Raw genomic sequence first — 17,245 nt, 5'->3', positions numbered from 1 at the left:
CCGCGCTTGCATTCTGAAGAAAGTATTTCGATAGATTCATTTAACATCGCAAATTCAACTACTGTAATTCCCCTTACATGACAACCGACATCCCTTTCGAAAGCTGGTTTACAAGGAAATATGCATCAACAGATGTATGCTTTCTATGCGGGAGAGATCTTAACGACGACAACTCGACCAGAGAACACATTTTTCCTCAATGGGTTCTTAACAAATTTCAACTATGGGACAAGAAAGTGAAGCTTTTAAACGGCGTAATGTATGAGTACAAACGCAGTGTTATTCCTTGCTGTAATGTCTGTAACAACGAGCATCTCTCTAAACTAGAAGCGATAATTCGTAACGGGGTCGAAGGCGGCTATGAATATTTCAGGGATAACGTATCGTCAATAAGAATATATCAGTGGGCCCAATTAATATTCTACAAATGGCTGTATAAGGAAACCTTTTTTAGAGAGGATATCAAAAACCCTGAGTCGGTCCGAATAGTTAAAGAGAATAACTTCAACTTGATGGCTCTAAATCACCTTCTACTAAGAAGCATTGATAAGGAGATCCATTTCGAGAATTTTTTTCCTGGGTCTGTATTTATCTGCCATTTGAAAACCAGTGACGTGCCATCTAAGAACTTTGACTATTTCGATGCGGTCCCGGAGCAGTGTGTTGCCATCCGACTCGGCGAAATAGGTATTGTTGTTTTACTTGCCGACTCCGATCTACAGAGAAATATCTTTGAAGATCTCACTCATACTGCTACTACGAAACATTTGGCACCAATACAATTCAAAAATTTCTTCATAGAGTGTATGTATCGCCAGCATATTTTTAAAGATCCATACGTCTTTGAACTCGACGAGATTAGCGAAAATTCGTTGAAAATCATCCAAACGACGCAGAGTGATTTTACCGGACATGTGTACGGAGAATGGAATCCGTTAGATTACGCACGCTTATTAAGCCAGGTTTTCGGAGGGACTGTTAATAACTTCCTGATACCTACGGGCATTCCCAGCTTTCTAAAGGGTAAAGACGGAAGTTTTCGGGACCGCCCGTTTGACGATGATGGCACCACAAAGAAGGAAGATGTAGCGAATTGAAATGTGATTCCCTCAGGTTGTATCGATTTCCGCCTTGACCGACGCTTGAAAGTTTAATGAACAACAGTGACAGAATATACCAAGCACCGATTCGCTACAGTGTCCTGTGAGCCTCTCGGCTCAAGATTGTTAAATAAGATAATATAAGATTAATATAAGCTTTTCTCGATACCCTGAGCTAGCCAACTTTGTGCTAAACAAAACAAGTTGAGCCATGCCAAACTACGTTCTAATGGAAGTTGATACCTTCCGCATGCTTATCAGGGAAGAGTTAAGCGCCATCACCGTCGCGATCGACCCGAATCAACAAAAATCATCCATAAATGAACCATTGAAGACAAGAAAGGAAATGGCCAAAGACCTGGACATTTCTCTCGTAACGCTTGGAGAATGGATGAAAAAAGGCCTTCCATATCGACGTCTCAATGGTCGAATCTATTTTCTATTCTCTGAGGTGATGGAGTACATGAAGCATTTCACCGATAAATCAAGTAGATGATGAGCGAGAAAGCAATGTACCTACGCATAGGGACCAGCTACTTCAAGAAGGTGCTGCGCCCTTTGTCTTCCGGCGACACAATATCCTCATTGATCCCCTGGTCAGCGGAGTGCATCCGATTGGATCACAGCCGAGACTATCTGAAAGACCGGGTGGATTGCTACGACGGCTTCTGTTTCGTGCCGAGCCATCTGGACTATCAGCAAAAAGTGGGCGGGTTTTACAACCGCTACCAGCCATTCCAGCACGTCGCCCGCCAAGGGGACGCATCGACGATCTTTCAGTTCCTGACCCATATTTTCGGAGAGCAGATCGAAATGGGCTACGATTACTTCAAAATCCTGCTCGAACGCCCGACACAGATCCTTCCGATCCTGTGCCTGGTTAGTGAAGAGCGCGGAACGGGAAAGACCACATTCCTACATTTTGTCAAGTCTATCTTCGGAGAAAACATGACCATCAACAGCAATGAGGACTTCCGCTCCAACTTCAACATCGAGTGGGCCCAGAAGCTCGTTATCGGCGTGGACGAAACGTTTCTGGACAGAAAGGAGGATTCCGAAAGGATCAAGAACCTGAGCACGGCCCGGTTCTATAAGGTGGAAGCGAAGGGCTTCGACCGGCAGGAGGTCGAGTTCTTTGGCAAGTTCATACTTTGCAGCAACAACGAGGACCACTTCATCATCGCTGAGCCAGGAGAGATCCGGTACTGGGTCAGAAAGGTGCCGCCACTCAAATCGGAGGATCACCATCTGCTTGCCGAGCTGCGAGCGCAGATCCCGTCCTTTCTGCATTTTCTGGTAAGTCGGGACTTTGTTCACCCGAGTAAAACGCGCATGTGGTTTACCGCAGAGCAAATCTCGACGCCGGCATTGAAGAGACTGCTCAATCAGAACCGCAACAAGCTGGAAGTAGAGATCGCCCATATCCTGCTGACGATCGCCGATGAAAAGGACCTGGATGAAATCCGGTTCTGTACCGGGGATGTCCAGGATTGGCTCAACAAAAAGCACATCCGTTTCAAAGACGTCTCTCAGATCAAGCGAATTTTGCAAAGTGCGTGGAAATTGAGCCCTGCAAGTAACTCGCTTGCATACCCGCTATACCGGTTTGTGACCGATGGTACTGTCTTCGAACAGACCGGGAAAGGCAGGTACTACACCCTCTCCCGAGAGCGCATAAATGAGCTCAACGAATTGCCCTGATTTTTGATGATTTGATGCGCATCATATTTAATTAATTGATTAATAAATAATTACAGCGCATCAAAATCCGCATCAACGCGCATCAAACCCAAAATAGCGATGCAAGCCCCGATGCATTTTGATGCTCTTTTGATGCGGGCATAAGCGGCTGAAATACAAAAAGTTAGAAGCCTTCCGTATCAATTCATCAATTTTTTCAACTTTTAACCCCAGTAAAATTATGACTTGCGAGCAAGCCAGAGAGATCCCTATTGTGGAGCTCTTGAAACACTGCCATATCCATCCCAGTTATGTCCGCGGACAAGACCATTGGTATATCTCTCCATTCCGGGAGGAAAAGACCCCTTCCTTCAAGGTCAACGCCAAGCTGAACATGTATTATGATCACGGAAACGGTCAGGGAGGAGATATTATCGACCTTGGCCGGGCGCTTTTCCGTTGCGATACAAAAGCACTCCTCGAAAAACTAGGTTCCGGATTTTTTTCTTTTCAACCGCAACATTTCAAAGAGACCGGTTCGCATATGCGCCGGGACGTTACACAGGCGCCTGATCAGCCTGCTATCCAGATTACCGGCACAAAGGATTTAGGCAACAATCCGGCTATCACCCGATACCTGGAATCACGGCACGTCGATCTGGATATTGCCAAATCGCATTGCCGAGAGGTGTACTATCAGGTGGGCGACAGAAACTATTTCGCGGTGGGCTTTGAAAACCGATCCGGCGGCTATGAGCTCAGAAATGAGTACTTCAAAGGCAGCTCATCACCAAAGGATATAACCCATATCGAACAAGGTCACAAATCAGTCTGCGTGCTTGAAGGCTTCACCGATTTTCTCTCCCTTCTCACCTTGCGAAAACCGGAGCCCGTAAGAAGCGACTTTGTCGTTTTGAACTCGGTGAATTTGGCAGAGCGCAGCATGGATATCCTCAGAAATTACCGCACGGTTTTCGTGTACCCAGACCACGATGCTGCCGGTAATAGGCTGATGGAAAAGTTCGAGCATGCCGGGATCAACTTTGTTGATGCTTCGGGGATTTATCAAAATTACAAGGACTTGAACCAAATGCTGATTGCAGGCAAAGAGTCTGAAAAACAGATCCGGCAACAGGAGCTAAAAAGGTCACGGGGCTTGCGCATGTAAGTTTTACTTTGAGCTGTTCCTCAAACCGCCCACAGATCAGATGGCGGCGATAGCTGCCAACCTTGTCCTTTTCTTGCCAAAGAAAAGGAGCAAGCGGAAGTTGGGCAGAGCCCTACTTTGCTTGCCATTTGCGCTGCAAATGGGGTTTTGCGTATCCTCCGGGGATACGCCACTGTGTTTACGCTGTGAAAGAAAAGAAAACAGGATACCAAAGGGTATCCTTGCTACATAAATTAAGGCATTTGGGCCTATCCGGCCTTTTGCCATCAAACAAAGCCAACAATGGAGGATATCAATGTAAAATCGGTCAGGTACCCCGTCTTCGTCGATGAAAAATTTGAAAAGATCGCCCTTAAACTGGGGCGAACAAAACGGCAGGTCTTCATCCAGATGGTGGACTATTTCTATAAAAGCAAGAAAGATCCCTCAGACCTGAATGATGAACTTTTGAAGAATGCGCTGATGAAAAGCCACAAAGATTACATCGGTTTTATCCGAAAGCAGGAAGAGATGCTGTTAATCCCGATCAAGACCGAAATGGAGCGGGTAGCTGAATCGCAGGATGAGATCGTTCAGCGGTTTAACAGCCAAGTGGCCAAAGCTAATGCAGATCTTCTCAACGGCCAGAACGACCTGGTGCGCCGGTTCAGGGAAACCGACGCGCTGATGGAGGCGATTAGGAAAAACCAGCGGAGCAAGGAGCTCTTGAAAGCGCAGTTCCTCTTTATCCTGGACAGCTATATCAAGTCCAGGGATTCGTTCGGCATGATGACGCCTGGTAGAGAGAAGGAAGAGCTGATCGCTGCCACTAAAATGCAGGTCAATTTATTATAAGTATTGCACAAAACAGTTAACAGCTATGTTTATCAACATCACCGACAGCAAGGAAGCTAACAATAAGGGTAGTAGCAGCGGACTGGTACATTACCTGGAAAAAGAGAACCGACTTGACCAAAAGCAAAAAATAGAACACTGGTTTAACGGACAGCGCGCCGGAATCCGCCCTTATGAGGTCGTTAGCAAGATCGATAACAATATTGCCAAGCTCGGCAAGACCGATGCCAAGTTTTTTCTAGTCAATATAAGCCCGAGCCAGAAGGAGACCGCATTCCTGAAAAAGCAGTACGGTGAAGATGGTGCGAAAGAACAAATGAAAGAATTTGCTGCTACTGTGATGGATGCCTACGCTAAGAACTTTAACCGCGACGGCATTACCAGTCATCAAGACCTGGTTTGGTTTGCCAAACTGGAAAACTACCGTTACTATGGCCACAACGATGCCGAGGTCAAGCAAGGGATCAGAAAACGGGGCGAGCGCAAGGATGGCGAGCAGATGCACGTACAGGTCATTGTCAGCAGGAAAGATGCTACAAACAAAGTCAAGCTCAGCCCAATGAATACCTCGCGGGGAAAAAATGCGGAGCACTCTAAAAAAATGGGCCAGTTCGACCGGATCGCTTTCAAACAAAGCGGCGAAAGCCTTTTTGATAGCATGTTCGGGTTTGACAGGCAGCTTAAAGAGACACTTGCTTACGCCAATATCCAGAAAAACGGCAAGCTGACGCAGCGGGAACAGCTGACGGTACTGACCAAGGCTGCTTCACGAAATCACCAGAGCAGATCAGTGGCCAACGAGCTGGCGCAGGCTGTTTGCCATCGCTTGTTCGCTAACACGGCCGATATGCTGGCCGAAACCGGCAAATCAGCAGCGGATTTCCTAAAAATAATGTTGGAGCCGTCCTATACAGCCGGCGCTGATCATATTCCTGAACATCTGAGGAAAAAAGGAAAGAAAAAATCGCAGAGTCAACAGATTACACACTGAAAATATACTGCTAACACGACCCCTCAACATCGTACATTTACATCACATAGACATTTTTGGCAATGTCCTCCCCATTTTGATTTTTTTCAATAGCAAATCGGACTCTATCACCAACCTTGAGATCATTGAAATCGGCATTAACCACACTTGAGTGGTGAAAGAAAAGGTTGTTAGGCGGATTTTTGATAAAACCGAATCCATTCTTCAACGCGATAATTTCGCTAACGTTTTGATCCGGCACCTTCGCTACATCATCTTTGGCTTTCTTGCTCTCTGTTTGCACAAATAGGCTGTTGACGATAGGATCATTCCGCTTTACGCGATCATCTATTATTGCACTCATCTGAATAGGAAAAGTCGCTTCCTCTAACAAGTCCTGAGAAGTCCTTGTCGTGAAACGTTGCCCCGTGTCGGACGCGTACTCGAAATCCCATCCAAGCAACATTACCCGAATTCCAAGAGTATTCAATTTGCGGACTAATGGGACATAATCACCATCGGCAGCGATCAGCACGAGAACGTTAAATCTCTTATAAAAGGAGAGTTCATATGCCTCCAGTGCCAACCATACGTCGATACCCTTCTCTTGCTTATAGCCTTCGAAGCTTGTCTTCAAGGGTAAATAATGAGTGGTTACGCCTTCGGACATCAAAATATCGTCAAATACACGATCATTGTACAGCGTATCCGCTCTCTGGCTTGCTTCAACTGCGCTAAGCCTTCCCCTAAAATAATGACTATCAACTATATGACATAGCCGCGTGTCAGTTGCCTCTTCTTGAGCAACTTGGTGACGTATAAAGTCGTGCAAACCAGAAATACTAAGACGTCTTTTGCGGGGATGACCGTAAGCGTAGTAATTGCTCACTTGTAGGAAATAATTCCCATCGTAGAAAACTCCTATCCTAACTAATTTATCTTCCATTTTATTTCGTTAGCCTCGTTGAAAGGCCCTAAGACACGGGAGTCAGCTGGAAGAACATAGGTGTAGCTGTAAATTATTTTATATTTATTCTATCTTTTATTATACTATGCGCAGTTATCATGCAGCAGTTCTGAAATTTTCTATCTCCTCCGCTTCTTTCTTTAAATAATTACTTATCGCTTTTAACATACCTTCGTCAGCTCGATTCTGGTCCCTCTTCAAGACAAGTTCCGCACTAACTGGTCTAATCTGATCTAGCTTAATCTTTGAGTCCCAGGCCATCCCGCATCTGCCAGCCTCAACTGGGTACTCACATAACTTTAACTCTTTTCTATTTGATGATATCGGCGCAACGACATAGTTGCTGCCGCTTCGCCCACATATAACGCACTTATGCAACCCATGTAAACAGTACTTACCACATTTTGGTAATTTAACGAGACAAATGTCTCCAATTTTGAATATTTCTATACTCATTGTCTAACGATTGTTAAACCAATGTTTTCTACTAACCCCCGTATTTCAAAGAACCTACGAGATAGCGCACCTATCTCGGTGCAAATGTAACATTTTTTTGAAATTTTCTCGTTGTACAAAAGCTGTAAACCTGGAAGGGAATCTGACCGCAGGTTCCCAACAAGTATGCTGAATAGAGACTGATCCGATAAGACCGCCCTCCCGAGTAAATCGGGATTCCAGGACCAGTCCAGACATAGGTGGCGTTGTCATTCATGATACACGCCTACTCAAAACAGCTGCACACGACACCTCGGCACTAACTCATCGAGATCAATATGACTCGCATTCTCTCCTCAAATGCGAATACTGCTAATTCTTGTAAACGAGACACCCGAAAGAACATCTCTTCGTAGTCCGGAACGCTGATTTCATATTGGAAATTATACCTACCCCCGGAGTACGCATCTTCAATGAGCTGTAAAAGCCTTTCTTCATCCGGCGAACCACCAGGAAAGATGTCATTCAATTGAGGAGCTAACCTATGGTTGAACCTTTTAAGCGACCTTATCGAATGTGTTCGCTTTTCCCTTCCATACAGCGATAGGGCAATGGTGCGGAATGTGGTTTCGCTGGTTTGTTGAAGCATAAACATTGATAGTGCAAGCTCACCTTTTTGCCGATAATACTCTGCCCCCTCAAAGAATTTTCTGGCTTTGTCTTTTCCGGTTGTAAAAGCCTGTCTTGATTGCTTCATCAATTGTCCCAGTGTTTCCGGGAGTACTTTCGGCAAAGGTGAAACGCTTCTTTGGTAGACCAGATTATTATTGGTGCATGCCAACAAGAAATATACTTGCCCACTAATAAGTGCATGATGAATATTCGATAATTTGTGAACTGAACAGCAGAGCTTTTCATCGCCCACGCTGGATAGCTCAACTATTGGCTGATACTCTTTGAAGGGTTTTTGATTATCATCGGCAAACACAATCAGTAATTCCCTATATGGCTTCTGCTCTATTAGTTCCGGCGTCGGATGCTTTACCTCAAATATTAGTAGCGGGTCAAGCGCTGCAATTAGCAGTTCGATGATCGCCTTGCCGCCAGCTACTTTTCCAAGGCGGCGTTTCTGATACGGAATTCCCTGATCGCTTCTTGAAATCAGGTAAATGGCTTCAAGAAGCGATTCCAATAACTCGTACTGGATGATTTCAGCACATTCGCCGGTCGCTTCGCAGATACTCACTTTGCTTAATGCGTATTCTACCCAGTCTTCCAGAATCTCTTGCCACTGGTCATAGCTGTAAATCTCAAAGACTCGCTTAATTGCCAAAAGCGGCTGCTCGGTCTCAGCGAGCGACAACCTGTGGATCATGCCACCATATCGGTCGTTGAGCTCCCGAACATTACCTATATACTTCCTGTCAGCTTCAATTTGCGCATGACTGAAAGGCTGAAAATTGCCGGTGTCAAGGTCGATCCCATCGTCTTCGGCAACATCTAACAGCAGTCTGCATACCTTAATAATCTTTTGCAAATGCCTTTCCAGGCAAAGCACCGTAGACGGATCGCCCAGAAAGTAAAAGGGCTTTTCGGTGGTTACCGCTTTCAGGAATTGCCACAGTTCAACACGTATAAATTCCAGATCGGTCGCGTGAAAAAATTCTGCGATCAATTCTCGGGCATCCGCAAGTTTCTGCTCGTTCGAACTTTGGTTATCGTTTGTTGTCAAATTTACAGTCTCCATTGGCTTGTCTTTTTAGAGCAAAAAAGAGGTCGAGGCGCGGGGTAGCGAACCATCGGTGGTTGTATCCCACCAAAGAAACATTGTAAAACACTTCACACAGCGTATTGAAGTTCGTCTGGATATTTCCTTTATTTGTAACCATGAGCACAGCAACAAAACCTAACCACATTGGTCACAAAATTGGGCGCATCCGTGAACTCCGCGGGTGGAAACAAGAGTCGCTTGCCCACGAACTGAACGTCAGTCAGCAAACGGTATCTAAGATAGAGCAGAGCGAAACAGTTGATGAAGAGTTGCTGGAACAAATCAGTAAGATCCTTGGTGTATCGTCAGAAGGAATTAAGAATTTTAATGAAGATGCTGTGTTCAATTATATTCAGAACAACTATGAAGGGGCAAATGCAAGCTCCGGCACTATTGGCATTTTTCAGCATTGTACTTTTAACCCGATCGATAAACTCATAGAAGTGTTTGAGGAGAATAAGAAGCTCTACGAGCGCTTGCTTGAAAGTGAACGAGAAAAAATAGAACTTTTAAGAAACAGAGACTGAAAGTCAAAACGCTGCTTAATTTCCGTGTTTTGATTTTTGACAGGAATATCTCCTTGAAATTCACTTTATGCAGATGCGGAGTTCGTAGGAGCGCAACATGGCTTAATTGCCACTACTTCAAGAACAGCATTGGCGGAAAAAAATCATTGTCATTCAAAATATCCGCCAAAGTTTACATAAAATAAAGAATGGGATTAACGCTATGAAAAGGCGGTAATAAACAATTGACCGTAATCTCGAAAATTTCGTCCTGGGATGTATACGAGGGTAATGCACCTTACAGAAAAAGTGTGTCTGAGGGCTTCCAAGTTACCGCAAACTCGTCAGCTCGTTTTAGCCACTCCCGAATTCGTTCGCCTGGAGGGACGGATTGTCCCCAATATTCGACAAAAAGGCGATCATCAAGCCGATTTGCAGCGGCTCTCATTTCCTTCTCAATATCTTGAAGCGCACGCTCGAGATAATTTCCGCCACGGCTTCCGTCAGTTCTTAAAGCAACGCTTCCAGCACTAAATAAATCTCGCGCCTGCGAGCAAAGGACTCCATGATATGTTAATAGATATATTGATGCATCGTCGTATTTCCCTTTCGACCTAGAAGGTTTCACTATCTGTGGGCACAATAACGCTGCCTCACCCCTTAGCTTTCGCTTTTCCTCTTGTGACAATCTCATATAGAGCCTGACTTGGAGTGGAAGTGAGTGACTTGTTTCGTCATTATCCTCCAGCCACCAAAGCCGCTCACCTTCCTTTAATCTTGCTCGCGCATATTTACGAACATGAATCATCTTCTCCGAAATAGGCAAATGAAGAAATTGCTCATATGACAACCCCATGATACTAAATAGGGATTTTTTGGGATTTATTTCAACTTCAAATCTCGGCAGGTGAGACGTTCTCACATGAATCACGCAATCATCGTACTTTCCCCAGTCAACAGCGGCAGTTCCGCCCATCTTACCGAATAACAAATAGATGTGTTTTACGGCATTGCTCCTTGTGCTCTCGAAAATGCTGTTCGCGACACTTCGCCATGTGTTATTCGCCGTATATTTAACTTCAACTCCAAATTCACCGAGAACAATATCTGGGAAGATGTATGGGTGCGGGTCAAAATCCACTTTTACATCTGTATTTGCCAGGTATACATTGAATTCCTCTCGAACCCTAAGTTCGAATTCGGAAGATGTCTTGTATATCCCGTTAATTCGCACCTCCTTAGTCAAGTTGGCACAAACTACCCGCAGCATTTCTTCGAACTCGTCAACAGTCATTTATATTTTCATGAAGGGTAAAAATAAGGATGCGAAATTAATGATTTCGCCAGGAGCTATGTTACTTCGGTAAACATTAGTCAAAAAAAATTTACGCAAAATGCGCAAAATATGTAACATACGTTTATTTTTGCCAACATGAAAAACTACAGTAGGAACTCGGGACGGATCGTCCTCGAGGTAGATCCAAACCTGAAACTAAATCTTTACGACACGTTGGCACAATCCGGAGATACGATGAAAGAATGGTTTGTCAGAGAAGCCGCACATTATATCGCTGATTTTAAGCATAGTATGGATTCAACTCCAACATTACCTAGCACTCCCGAACGAATTATCACGACAAAAAAACAATCTAAGTCATCGACCTTCAAGGTTATATCCCTTTTTTCAGGCTGTGGTGGCCTTGATCTAGGCTTTCGTGGAGATTTCGAAATTTTCGGAACAAAGTATCCCAAGAACGATTTTGACATACTTTGGGCTAACGACCTTAATCGTGCAGCTTGTGCCACTTATGTGAAGAACTTTGGGCATGACATCCAATGCGGCAACATTTGGGATATGATGGAAAGAGTACCTAAGTCCGCCGACGTTGTGATTGGCGGTTTTCCATGCCAAGATATTTCAGTTAATGGTAAACGTGCAGGTGCTAACGGAGCTCGAAGCGGCCTATACAAGGCAATGGTCGAAATAATTGATCAGGTAAAGCCAAAGGTGTTTGTAGCTGAGAATGTTAAAGGACTGTTGATGAAATATAACCAACAGTCTTTGGAACAAGTCCTGACAGACTTCGGGAAGTTAGGATATAACATTAACTATCAACTATATAATGCTGCCGACTACGGAGTTCCGCAGACCAGGGAAAGAGTATTTATTGTCGGTACAAGGCATGATGTAAGGGAATTTACACCACCCAAACCAGTAAGAGATGCCGCTACTTGGATGACCGCGAAGGAAGCGATTGGAGATTTGGAAAGTGAACCTAAAAATTTAAACAACAACCATATTTGGAGTTTGGCAAATGTGAGCGGCGAACAAGGTAATAGACGCCTAAAAGCAGATAGGCCCGGTTACACAATGCGAGCAGAATGCCACGGAAATATTCAGTTTCATTATTCTGAACCTAGGCGAATCTCGATGCGAGAAGCTGCAAGATTTCAAAGCTTCCCCGATAAATTCATATTTGAAGGGGGCCTACGTGAGACCGAAAGACAAGTGGGTAATGCGGTGCCACCGATTCTAGGTTGGCATATTTCCAAGGCAGTCAGAGAGTGTCTTAGATAATATCGTAAAAGCTGCCCGCGGAGCATTCTTTGACCAATGTTCCGCGGATAGCGTCACCTTGGTCCGAAAGAATCAGTTCGCAGACCGGACCAAGGCTAAATAAGTTTGGCATACCAATCAACATCGTCGCTCGCTTGTCGGGTTAAATTAAGTATGCGAAGGTTCATTTATAAAGCGTGCGACATTATTTATAAAATTTGGATCTCGAAGCTCACACTCCCAAACTACTAAGATTGACCATCCCAGTGATGTTAATTTTTTAATATTCTCTTCGTCTCTTGAGACGTTTCTGGCAATTTTTTCCTCCCAAAAAGCAACACGGGTTTTAGGAAGACGTCTACATGGATGCCCATGCCAAAAGCAACCGTGAACAAATATCACCTTTTTCCTCCCTTTAAAAACAAGGTCAGGAGTTCCGGGCAACTTTTTTACATGTAGGCGGTATCTGAATCCAGCGCTCCAAAGTTGTTTCCGGACGAAAAGTTCGATCGACGTATGCTTTGACTTAACTTTTGACATTAAAGCACTTCTCTGTTCCCTTGTAAGCCTATCCATATCAATTGTTTGCCATTTCAATTGCTTGCCATTCCCCCGTATAAACATTGTTGGTAAATATTTCGTTGCGCTCAGATCCCTTTCTACTTACCGGAGAAGCAAGACAGATTAAATTTTTGTGGAATTAGTTGGATTTTTAGTATGTTGCATTCAACAACTTAACCCTCAAAGAATGAAGTCGCTTTCCTACTTTTTATTTGTCGGTTCGCCCCGGCACCAATCACAGCGTACGAATGAAAACCTGCGCGACTGCCTCAGCACTATTAGTTTACCGAGTTCTAAGCTAAGTACTTCGTTAGTGAGCAATTGATAAAAGTGACTGCAATATCCATTTGCGTTGGTAATGACAGATATTCAAGACTATTCTGATGAACGCCTTAATGCCGGCTGCATCTATTGTGGCAGCACCATTGAGGATAGTGAATCCAATCATGATCATGTCCCTTCACGGTCCATTTTAGAGCGCCCTCTACCTGCGTACTTGCCGAAGGTACAAGTCTGTATAAAATGTAATTCTGGATTTTCGTTCGATGAGGAGTACTTTATTTCCTTCTTGAGTTGCCTGCTTTCTGGCACAACCGACCCTAGTAAGCAAGAAGTTAAAAGCGTGGGTCGAGCGCTAGTCAGAAATCCTAGTCTCAGGACAAGAATTGAAGATGCCCGCTCTGAAGCAATTCATAATGGAGAAACTCGAATTCTTTGGAATCCCGAGTGGAGACGGATCAATAATGTGATACTTAAAAACGCGCGAGGGCATGCATTTCATGAACTCGGACTAAGTACCGCTAGTGAACCGAACTATGTTAGGGCATGTCCGTTAGAGCTCCTGGACCATTTTCAACGCAGAAATTTCGAGGAAACATCTAGCTTTTTCTGGCCGGAAGTAGGAAGTAGAATCTTGCAAAGATTGGTTGGCCAGCTAGATTTGCAAGAAGGATGGGTCATAGTACAAAAAGGTGTTTATCGCTATAGCGTAGTTCAAGACTTTGGAGTAAGAGTGCGCACAGTGATCCGTGATTATTTGGCAACAGAAGTATATTGGTCAGGTCAGTAAAGAAAAATTAGAACGAACATATTATTTATGGCTGATGAAGTTAAGGATCCAAGCAAGGTGTACGCAAACCCAACTAAAAGGTTTTTTGTCGAGATGCTTACGAGGGATATAGAGGTGCGGGACGCAATTTTAGATCTTCTGGACAATTGCGTCGATGGAATACTGAGAAGTATTGAGGGGCAAGAAGATGCGCCACAGCCATACGCAGGTTTTGAAGCAAGGATTGACTTCAACGAGCACGAGTTTTCAATAAAGGATAACTGTGGCGGAATCTCAAAAGATATCGCACGATACAAAGCCTTCTTAATGGGCAGGATAGATGATAAACGCGATAAAGATCTACGGACAGTTGGGATGTATGGCATTGGGATGAAACGTGCAATATTCAAACTTGGCAGATCATGCGTCGTATCGTCATATACTAAAGATGAGGCTTTTAAAATCGAAATTTCACCTGACTGGATGACAAAAGATGACAGCTGGGAGTTGAAATTGGAAGATATTGAAACCAAAGACAAAACAGGTACCGACATTTATATAACTAATTTCCCACAGCACATCACCGAATTTTTTGCCAACGGAAAAAGTATTTATGTAGAACTTCCGAAAGTGATCGGTCAACATTACAGTTTTATTCTAAATAAAGGGTTTAAAGTCTATGTAAATGGAAAAGATATTGAGCCTGACAACATTTCTATCCTGGTTTCGCCAACGGGTGATCTTGTCGAAAATTCAATCTCACCATATATGTACAGGGGTATTATTGACGAGGTTAATGTTAGGCTCATTGTAGGCTTTTATCGTCCAATGCCTGATGATGACGAAATTGAAGACAATATAGTTGCCAGAAGATCCTCGGAGGATGCCGGCTGGACAATAGTTTGTAATGATCGTGTGGTTCTTTTCAATGATAGAACCATCTTAACAGGATGGGGCGATTCGCCGGTACCTTCTTTTCACAATCAGTTCATCGGAATTAACGGTATTGTATTTTTTGACTCAACCGTTGCGGAAAAGTTACCTCTGACTACTACTAAGAGGGGGGTAGACGGATCGTCTCATTTGTACCTACAAGTAAAAAACTTCATGAAAGAAGGTTTAAAAAAATTCACTGATTTCACAAACTATTGGAAAGCATTTGCTAATGAAGAAAAACAATATTCACAAAACGCAGTTGCGAAAGATGTTTTTGAATTAGCAAAGATTGAGCCTGATAAAAATTGGAAAAAGTTAAAAGATCGAGACGAATGGAAGCTTAACCTCGATTTAAGAAGGCCAATTGTTCAAGATGCAGACCCTTTAAAGCAGATAAAATATTTCAAGAAACAAAGTGAAATTCTCGCAATACAGCAAGTTCACTATGCAGGAGAGGCTGTTAAGCCTTCCGAAATCGGGCAGTTCTGTTTTGAATATGTATTAGACGAGATTAAAAAATGAGCGGAGGATACGTCTTTTATAATCAACGCCCGAATAAAGCGGTGGAGCGTCAGTTGTTTGTTGAGCTACTGGTAAAATTAAATAGACATATACCAGTTTCAAAATACAATTATATAAGTTTTGGAGGTACTTACTTTGAGGATTTTAAACTAGTACATTCTTATTTTGCAAATTCAACTATGGTGTCTATTGAAGAAGATGCCAACATTTTTGCGCGTCAAAGGTTCAATAAGCCCCTCGGATGTATTATTGCAGAAAATTGCACATCTGATGATTTCATAATTAACAAATTTGACAAGTACGAACAAAATATAATCTGGCTCGATTATGCGGACTCAAAACAGCATCAGACACAGCTTGGAGAGTTTAAATCCCTGCTGACCAAGTCCAATGAACTAGACGTGATAAAAATCACATTGAATGCTAACCTCGATACTTTGTTCTCTCAATCTAAGAGAAAGGAAGATGGTAGAGCTTTTAACACAGCGGAACTAAATCAAAGAAGATACGAAAATCTAAAAAGTCGCATTAATAACTTTCTGCCTAATGACATCGGCCCGAGCGACCTCGCGGCCAATCGATACCCTTTGGTATTAAATAGAGCAGTTGGTGTCGCTGCCGCCCAAGCCATGTCCACAATGCGACCAGGCCTTTTATTTCAGCCATTAACCTCATTTTTTTATGAGGATTCCATCAACCAAATGATGACTGTGACGGGAATAATTTTGAAGGAAGGGACAAGCGAGGCTCTCTTTGAGGAGACAGCACTTGGTGATTGGGAGCTGGCAAGCACGGAATGGGGAAAGTGTTTGCAAATTCTTGTTCCACCCCTAACGGTGAAGGAAAAACTAACTCTCGACCAAAATATACCTTGCACTGATATAGCGAGTCTCCAGGAGGTACTGAACTTCAAATTCGATAGTGTCGCCCACAGACACGACTCTATGCTAGATCACTACAATAAATATTACCGATATTATCCGACATTTCATCGCGTCTCTTATTAGAATAACGTACTGATTTTTGAGAGCAGCTGTTCTGCAACGATCGGACTTACACTGTTACCGATTTGTCGAAAACTGTGCCATTTAGTCGGATGGAAAACAAACCAATCCGGGAATCCCTGCAGCCTAGCGGCTTCACGAGGGCAAATAACACGCGGAACTGTGTAGTGCACAGGTCTAACCGCTTGGAAACTGCCTTTGTCCGTCCCCGTCCCTGCAAGGAGAGTTGGACAATACCCTTTGGGGTCAAGTCTAGTGCTCCGGGAGATTCGATCCTGCTGGCCATGTTTTAGCTGGGCAAAACGAAGTTCGACGGATGGGGTATGCGCTGTTCCAAGAAAGCCAGAGACTTTCGACCTCAATAGATTCGAAAGGGCATTCCGGTCACCAATGCCCGCCGGAACCTTATCCACCATTCGCTGCTCAAAGAATCCATTGCCCATCGACGAATAATCAACTACTTGCCAACTTTGAGCCTCTGTTTGCCATTTTGAATCAACAAAAGAGTTTAAGCCTACCAACGCATTCTCTACTATCGTCGATAGCTTTCCGCTGGACATTGATAGGTCATTTGTTTCCAGCTGCATTGGAAGCTGATGAGTGTCAATTCCAACAAAAAACATTCTGGTTCTGCTAGTTGGTGCTCCGTAATCACTTGCTTTGATTTTAAACGGTCCAAATAGCTGGTAGTGATCCTTAACATATCCGAGCGCGATTTGACGAATTGCATCATATTTTGGACTCATTAATCCTGGCACATTTTCTGCAAGGAAAAAGCGAGGTCTCGCCTGAGCTACCAATCTAAAAAATTGTACAAAAAGATCATTACGCAAATCAGAAGGATCATTCTTACCCATTGCACTGAACCCTTGACAGGGGGGACCACCAATAATTCCATCAAGCTCACCGGCGCGGAGCCCCGACAATTCCAAAAGTCTTTTCCCATCCAAAGTGCCAATATCTAGCTGATGATGTTTTGAATTAGGAAAGTTAAGAGCGTGTGACGATATCGCCATCTTGTCGATTTCGAATGCGCTAACAACCTCAAAACCCGCGCGTGCCGCGCCGAGACTTAGCCCACCAACACCAGAATACAAATCGATAACTTTTGGAACGCTTGACATACAAAACTTTTTGCGAAAATAGGGAAATTACGAGCAAAAAATACCGTAGAATCATATTAAAG

17 protein-coding genes are annotated in these 17,245 nt (G+C 43.8%); 11 read left to right on the top strand and 6 right to left on the bottom strand.

Annotated elements, in window-relative coordinates:
* Window positions 1–77 precede the first annotated feature (77 nt).
* The 6 genes from ON006_RS26355 (at window position 78) to ON006_RS26330 (ending at window position 5,773) form a co-directional block, all read left to right on the top strand.
* Window positions 78–1,097 (top strand): hypothetical protein, encoded by a 1,020-nt coding sequence (locus ON006_RS26355; protein ID WP_244824225.1) that lies wholly within the window; start codon window positions 78–80, stop codon window positions 1,095–1,097.
* 214 nt (window positions 1,098–1,311) lie between these two features.
* Window positions 1,312–1,596 (top strand): helix-turn-helix domain-containing protein, encoded by a 285-nt coding sequence (locus ON006_RS26350; protein WP_244824224.1) that lies wholly within the window; start codon window positions 1,312–1,314, stop codon window positions 1,594–1,596.
* Window positions 1,593–2,801: a primase-helicase family protein gene (locus ON006_RS26345; protein ID WP_244824223.1), complete on the top strand. Its 1,209-nt coding sequence runs from the start codon at window positions 1,593–1,595 to the stop codon at window positions 2,799–2,801. The genes ON006_RS26350 and ON006_RS26345 overlap by 4 nt, the downstream gene beginning before the upstream one ends.
* 220 nt (window positions 2,802–3,021) lie before the next feature.
* Entirely contained in the window at window positions 3,022–3,948 is a 927-nt protein-coding gene (locus tag ON006_RS26340) for a DUF8464 domain-containing protein (RefSeq protein WP_244824222.1), read from the top strand.
* 282 nt (window positions 3,949–4,230) lie between these two features.
* Window positions 4,231–4,782 (top strand): BfmA/BtgA family mobilization protein, encoded by a 552-nt coding sequence (locus ON006_RS26335; RefSeq protein ID WP_244824221.1) that lies wholly within the window; start codon window positions 4,231–4,233, stop codon window positions 4,780–4,782.
* Between the two features lie 25 nt (window positions 4,783–4,807).
* A complete protein-coding gene (locus ON006_RS26330) occupies window positions 4,808–5,773 on the top strand; it encodes a DUF5712 family protein (protein ID WP_244824220.1) in 966 nt (321 codons plus the stop codon).
* A 37-nt stretch (window positions 5,774–5,810) separates the two neighbouring features.
* On the opposite strand, the gene ON006_RS26325 is transcribed toward ON006_RS26330, so the two are convergent.
* From ON006_RS26325 to ON006_RS26315, 3 genes are all read right to left on the bottom strand, one after another.
* A complete protein-coding gene (locus ON006_RS26325) occupies window positions 5,811–6,698 on the bottom strand; it encodes an NYN domain-containing protein (protein ID WP_244824219.1) in 888 nt (295 codons plus the stop codon).
* A gap of 117 nt (window positions 6,699–6,815) precedes the next feature.
* Window positions 6,816–7,175, bottom strand: coding sequence for a type II toxin-antitoxin system PemK/MazF family toxin (locus ON006_RS26320; protein ID WP_244824218.1), 360 nt, complete (start codon window positions 7,173–7,175; stop codon window positions 6,816–6,818).
* A gap of 298 nt (window positions 7,176–7,473) precedes the next feature.
* Window positions 7,474–8,901, bottom strand: coding sequence for a HEPN domain-containing protein (locus tag ON006_RS26315; RefSeq protein ID WP_244824217.1), 1,428 nt, complete (start codon window positions 8,899–8,901; stop codon window positions 7,474–7,476).
* A 140-nt stretch (window positions 8,902–9,041) separates the two neighbouring features.
* Between ON006_RS26315 and ON006_RS26310 the strand changes: the two genes are divergently transcribed.
* On the top strand, window positions 9,042–9,452 hold the full coding sequence (locus ON006_RS26310) for a helix-turn-helix domain-containing protein (RefSeq protein WP_244824216.1): 411 nt from the start codon (window positions 9,042–9,044) through the stop codon (window positions 9,450–9,452).
* Window positions 9,453–9,729: 277 nt separating this feature from the next.
* Here ON006_RS26310 and ON006_RS26305 read toward each other — a convergent pair whose 3' ends face one another.
* Window positions 9,730–10,725: a hypothetical protein gene (locus tag ON006_RS26305; protein ID WP_244824215.1), complete on the bottom strand. Its 996-nt coding sequence runs from the start codon at window positions 10,723–10,725 to the stop codon at window positions 9,730–9,732.
* A 138-nt stretch (window positions 10,726–10,863) separates the two neighbouring features.
* Between ON006_RS26305 and ON006_RS26300 the strand changes: the two genes are divergently transcribed.
* Complete coding sequence (locus tag ON006_RS26300; protein ID WP_244824214.1) at window positions 10,864–12,009, top strand: DNA cytosine methyltransferase; 1,146 nt, start codon at window positions 10,864–10,866, stop codon at window positions 12,007–12,009.
* A 147-nt stretch (window positions 12,010–12,156) separates the two neighbouring features.
* Here ON006_RS26300 and ON006_RS32370 read toward each other — a convergent pair whose 3' ends face one another.
* On the bottom strand, window positions 12,157–12,564 hold the full coding sequence (locus ON006_RS32370) for a very short patch repair endonuclease (protein ID WP_374760243.1): 408 nt from the start codon (window positions 12,562–12,564) through the stop codon (window positions 12,157–12,159).
* A gap of 343 nt (window positions 12,565–12,907) precedes the next feature.
* On the opposite strand from ON006_RS32370, the gene ON006_RS26295 reads away from it, so the two are divergent.
* The 3 genes from ON006_RS26295 to ON006_RS26285 are packed head-to-tail and all read left to right on the top strand — an operon-like array spanning window position 12,908 to window position 16,062.
* Window positions 12,908–13,618, top strand: coding sequence for a hypothetical protein (locus tag ON006_RS26295; protein ID WP_244824213.1), 711 nt, complete (start codon window positions 12,908–12,910; stop codon window positions 13,616–13,618).
* 27 nt (window positions 13,619–13,645) lie between these two features.
* Window positions 13,646–15,055: an ATP-binding protein gene (locus tag ON006_RS26290; RefSeq protein ID WP_244824212.1), complete on the top strand. Its 1,410-nt coding sequence runs from the start codon at window positions 13,646–13,648 to the stop codon at window positions 15,053–15,055.
* A complete protein-coding gene (locus ON006_RS26285) occupies window positions 15,052–16,062 on the top strand; it encodes an O-methyltransferase (RefSeq protein WP_244824211.1) in 1,011 nt (336 codons plus the stop codon). The genes ON006_RS26290 and ON006_RS26285 overlap by 4 nt, the downstream gene beginning before the upstream one ends.
* Here ON006_RS26285 and ON006_RS26280 read toward each other — a convergent pair.
* Window positions 16,059–17,183: a DNA cytosine methyltransferase gene (locus ON006_RS26280; RefSeq protein ID WP_244824210.1), complete on the bottom strand. Its 1,125-nt coding sequence runs from the start codon at window positions 17,181–17,183 to the stop codon at window positions 16,059–16,061. The genes ON006_RS26285 and ON006_RS26280 overlap by 4 nt on opposite strands.
* Window positions 17,184–17,245: the final 62 nt, after the last annotated feature.

The sequence above is a fragment of the Dyadobacter pollutisoli genome (assembly GCF_026625565.1).
Taxonomy (GTDB): domain Bacteria; phylum Bacteroidota; class Bacteroidia; order Cytophagales; family Spirosomataceae; genus Dyadobacter; species Dyadobacter pollutisoli.
Note: the sequence above shows the minus strand (reverse complement) of the source record. Positions and strands in the feature narration are given on the sequence as shown.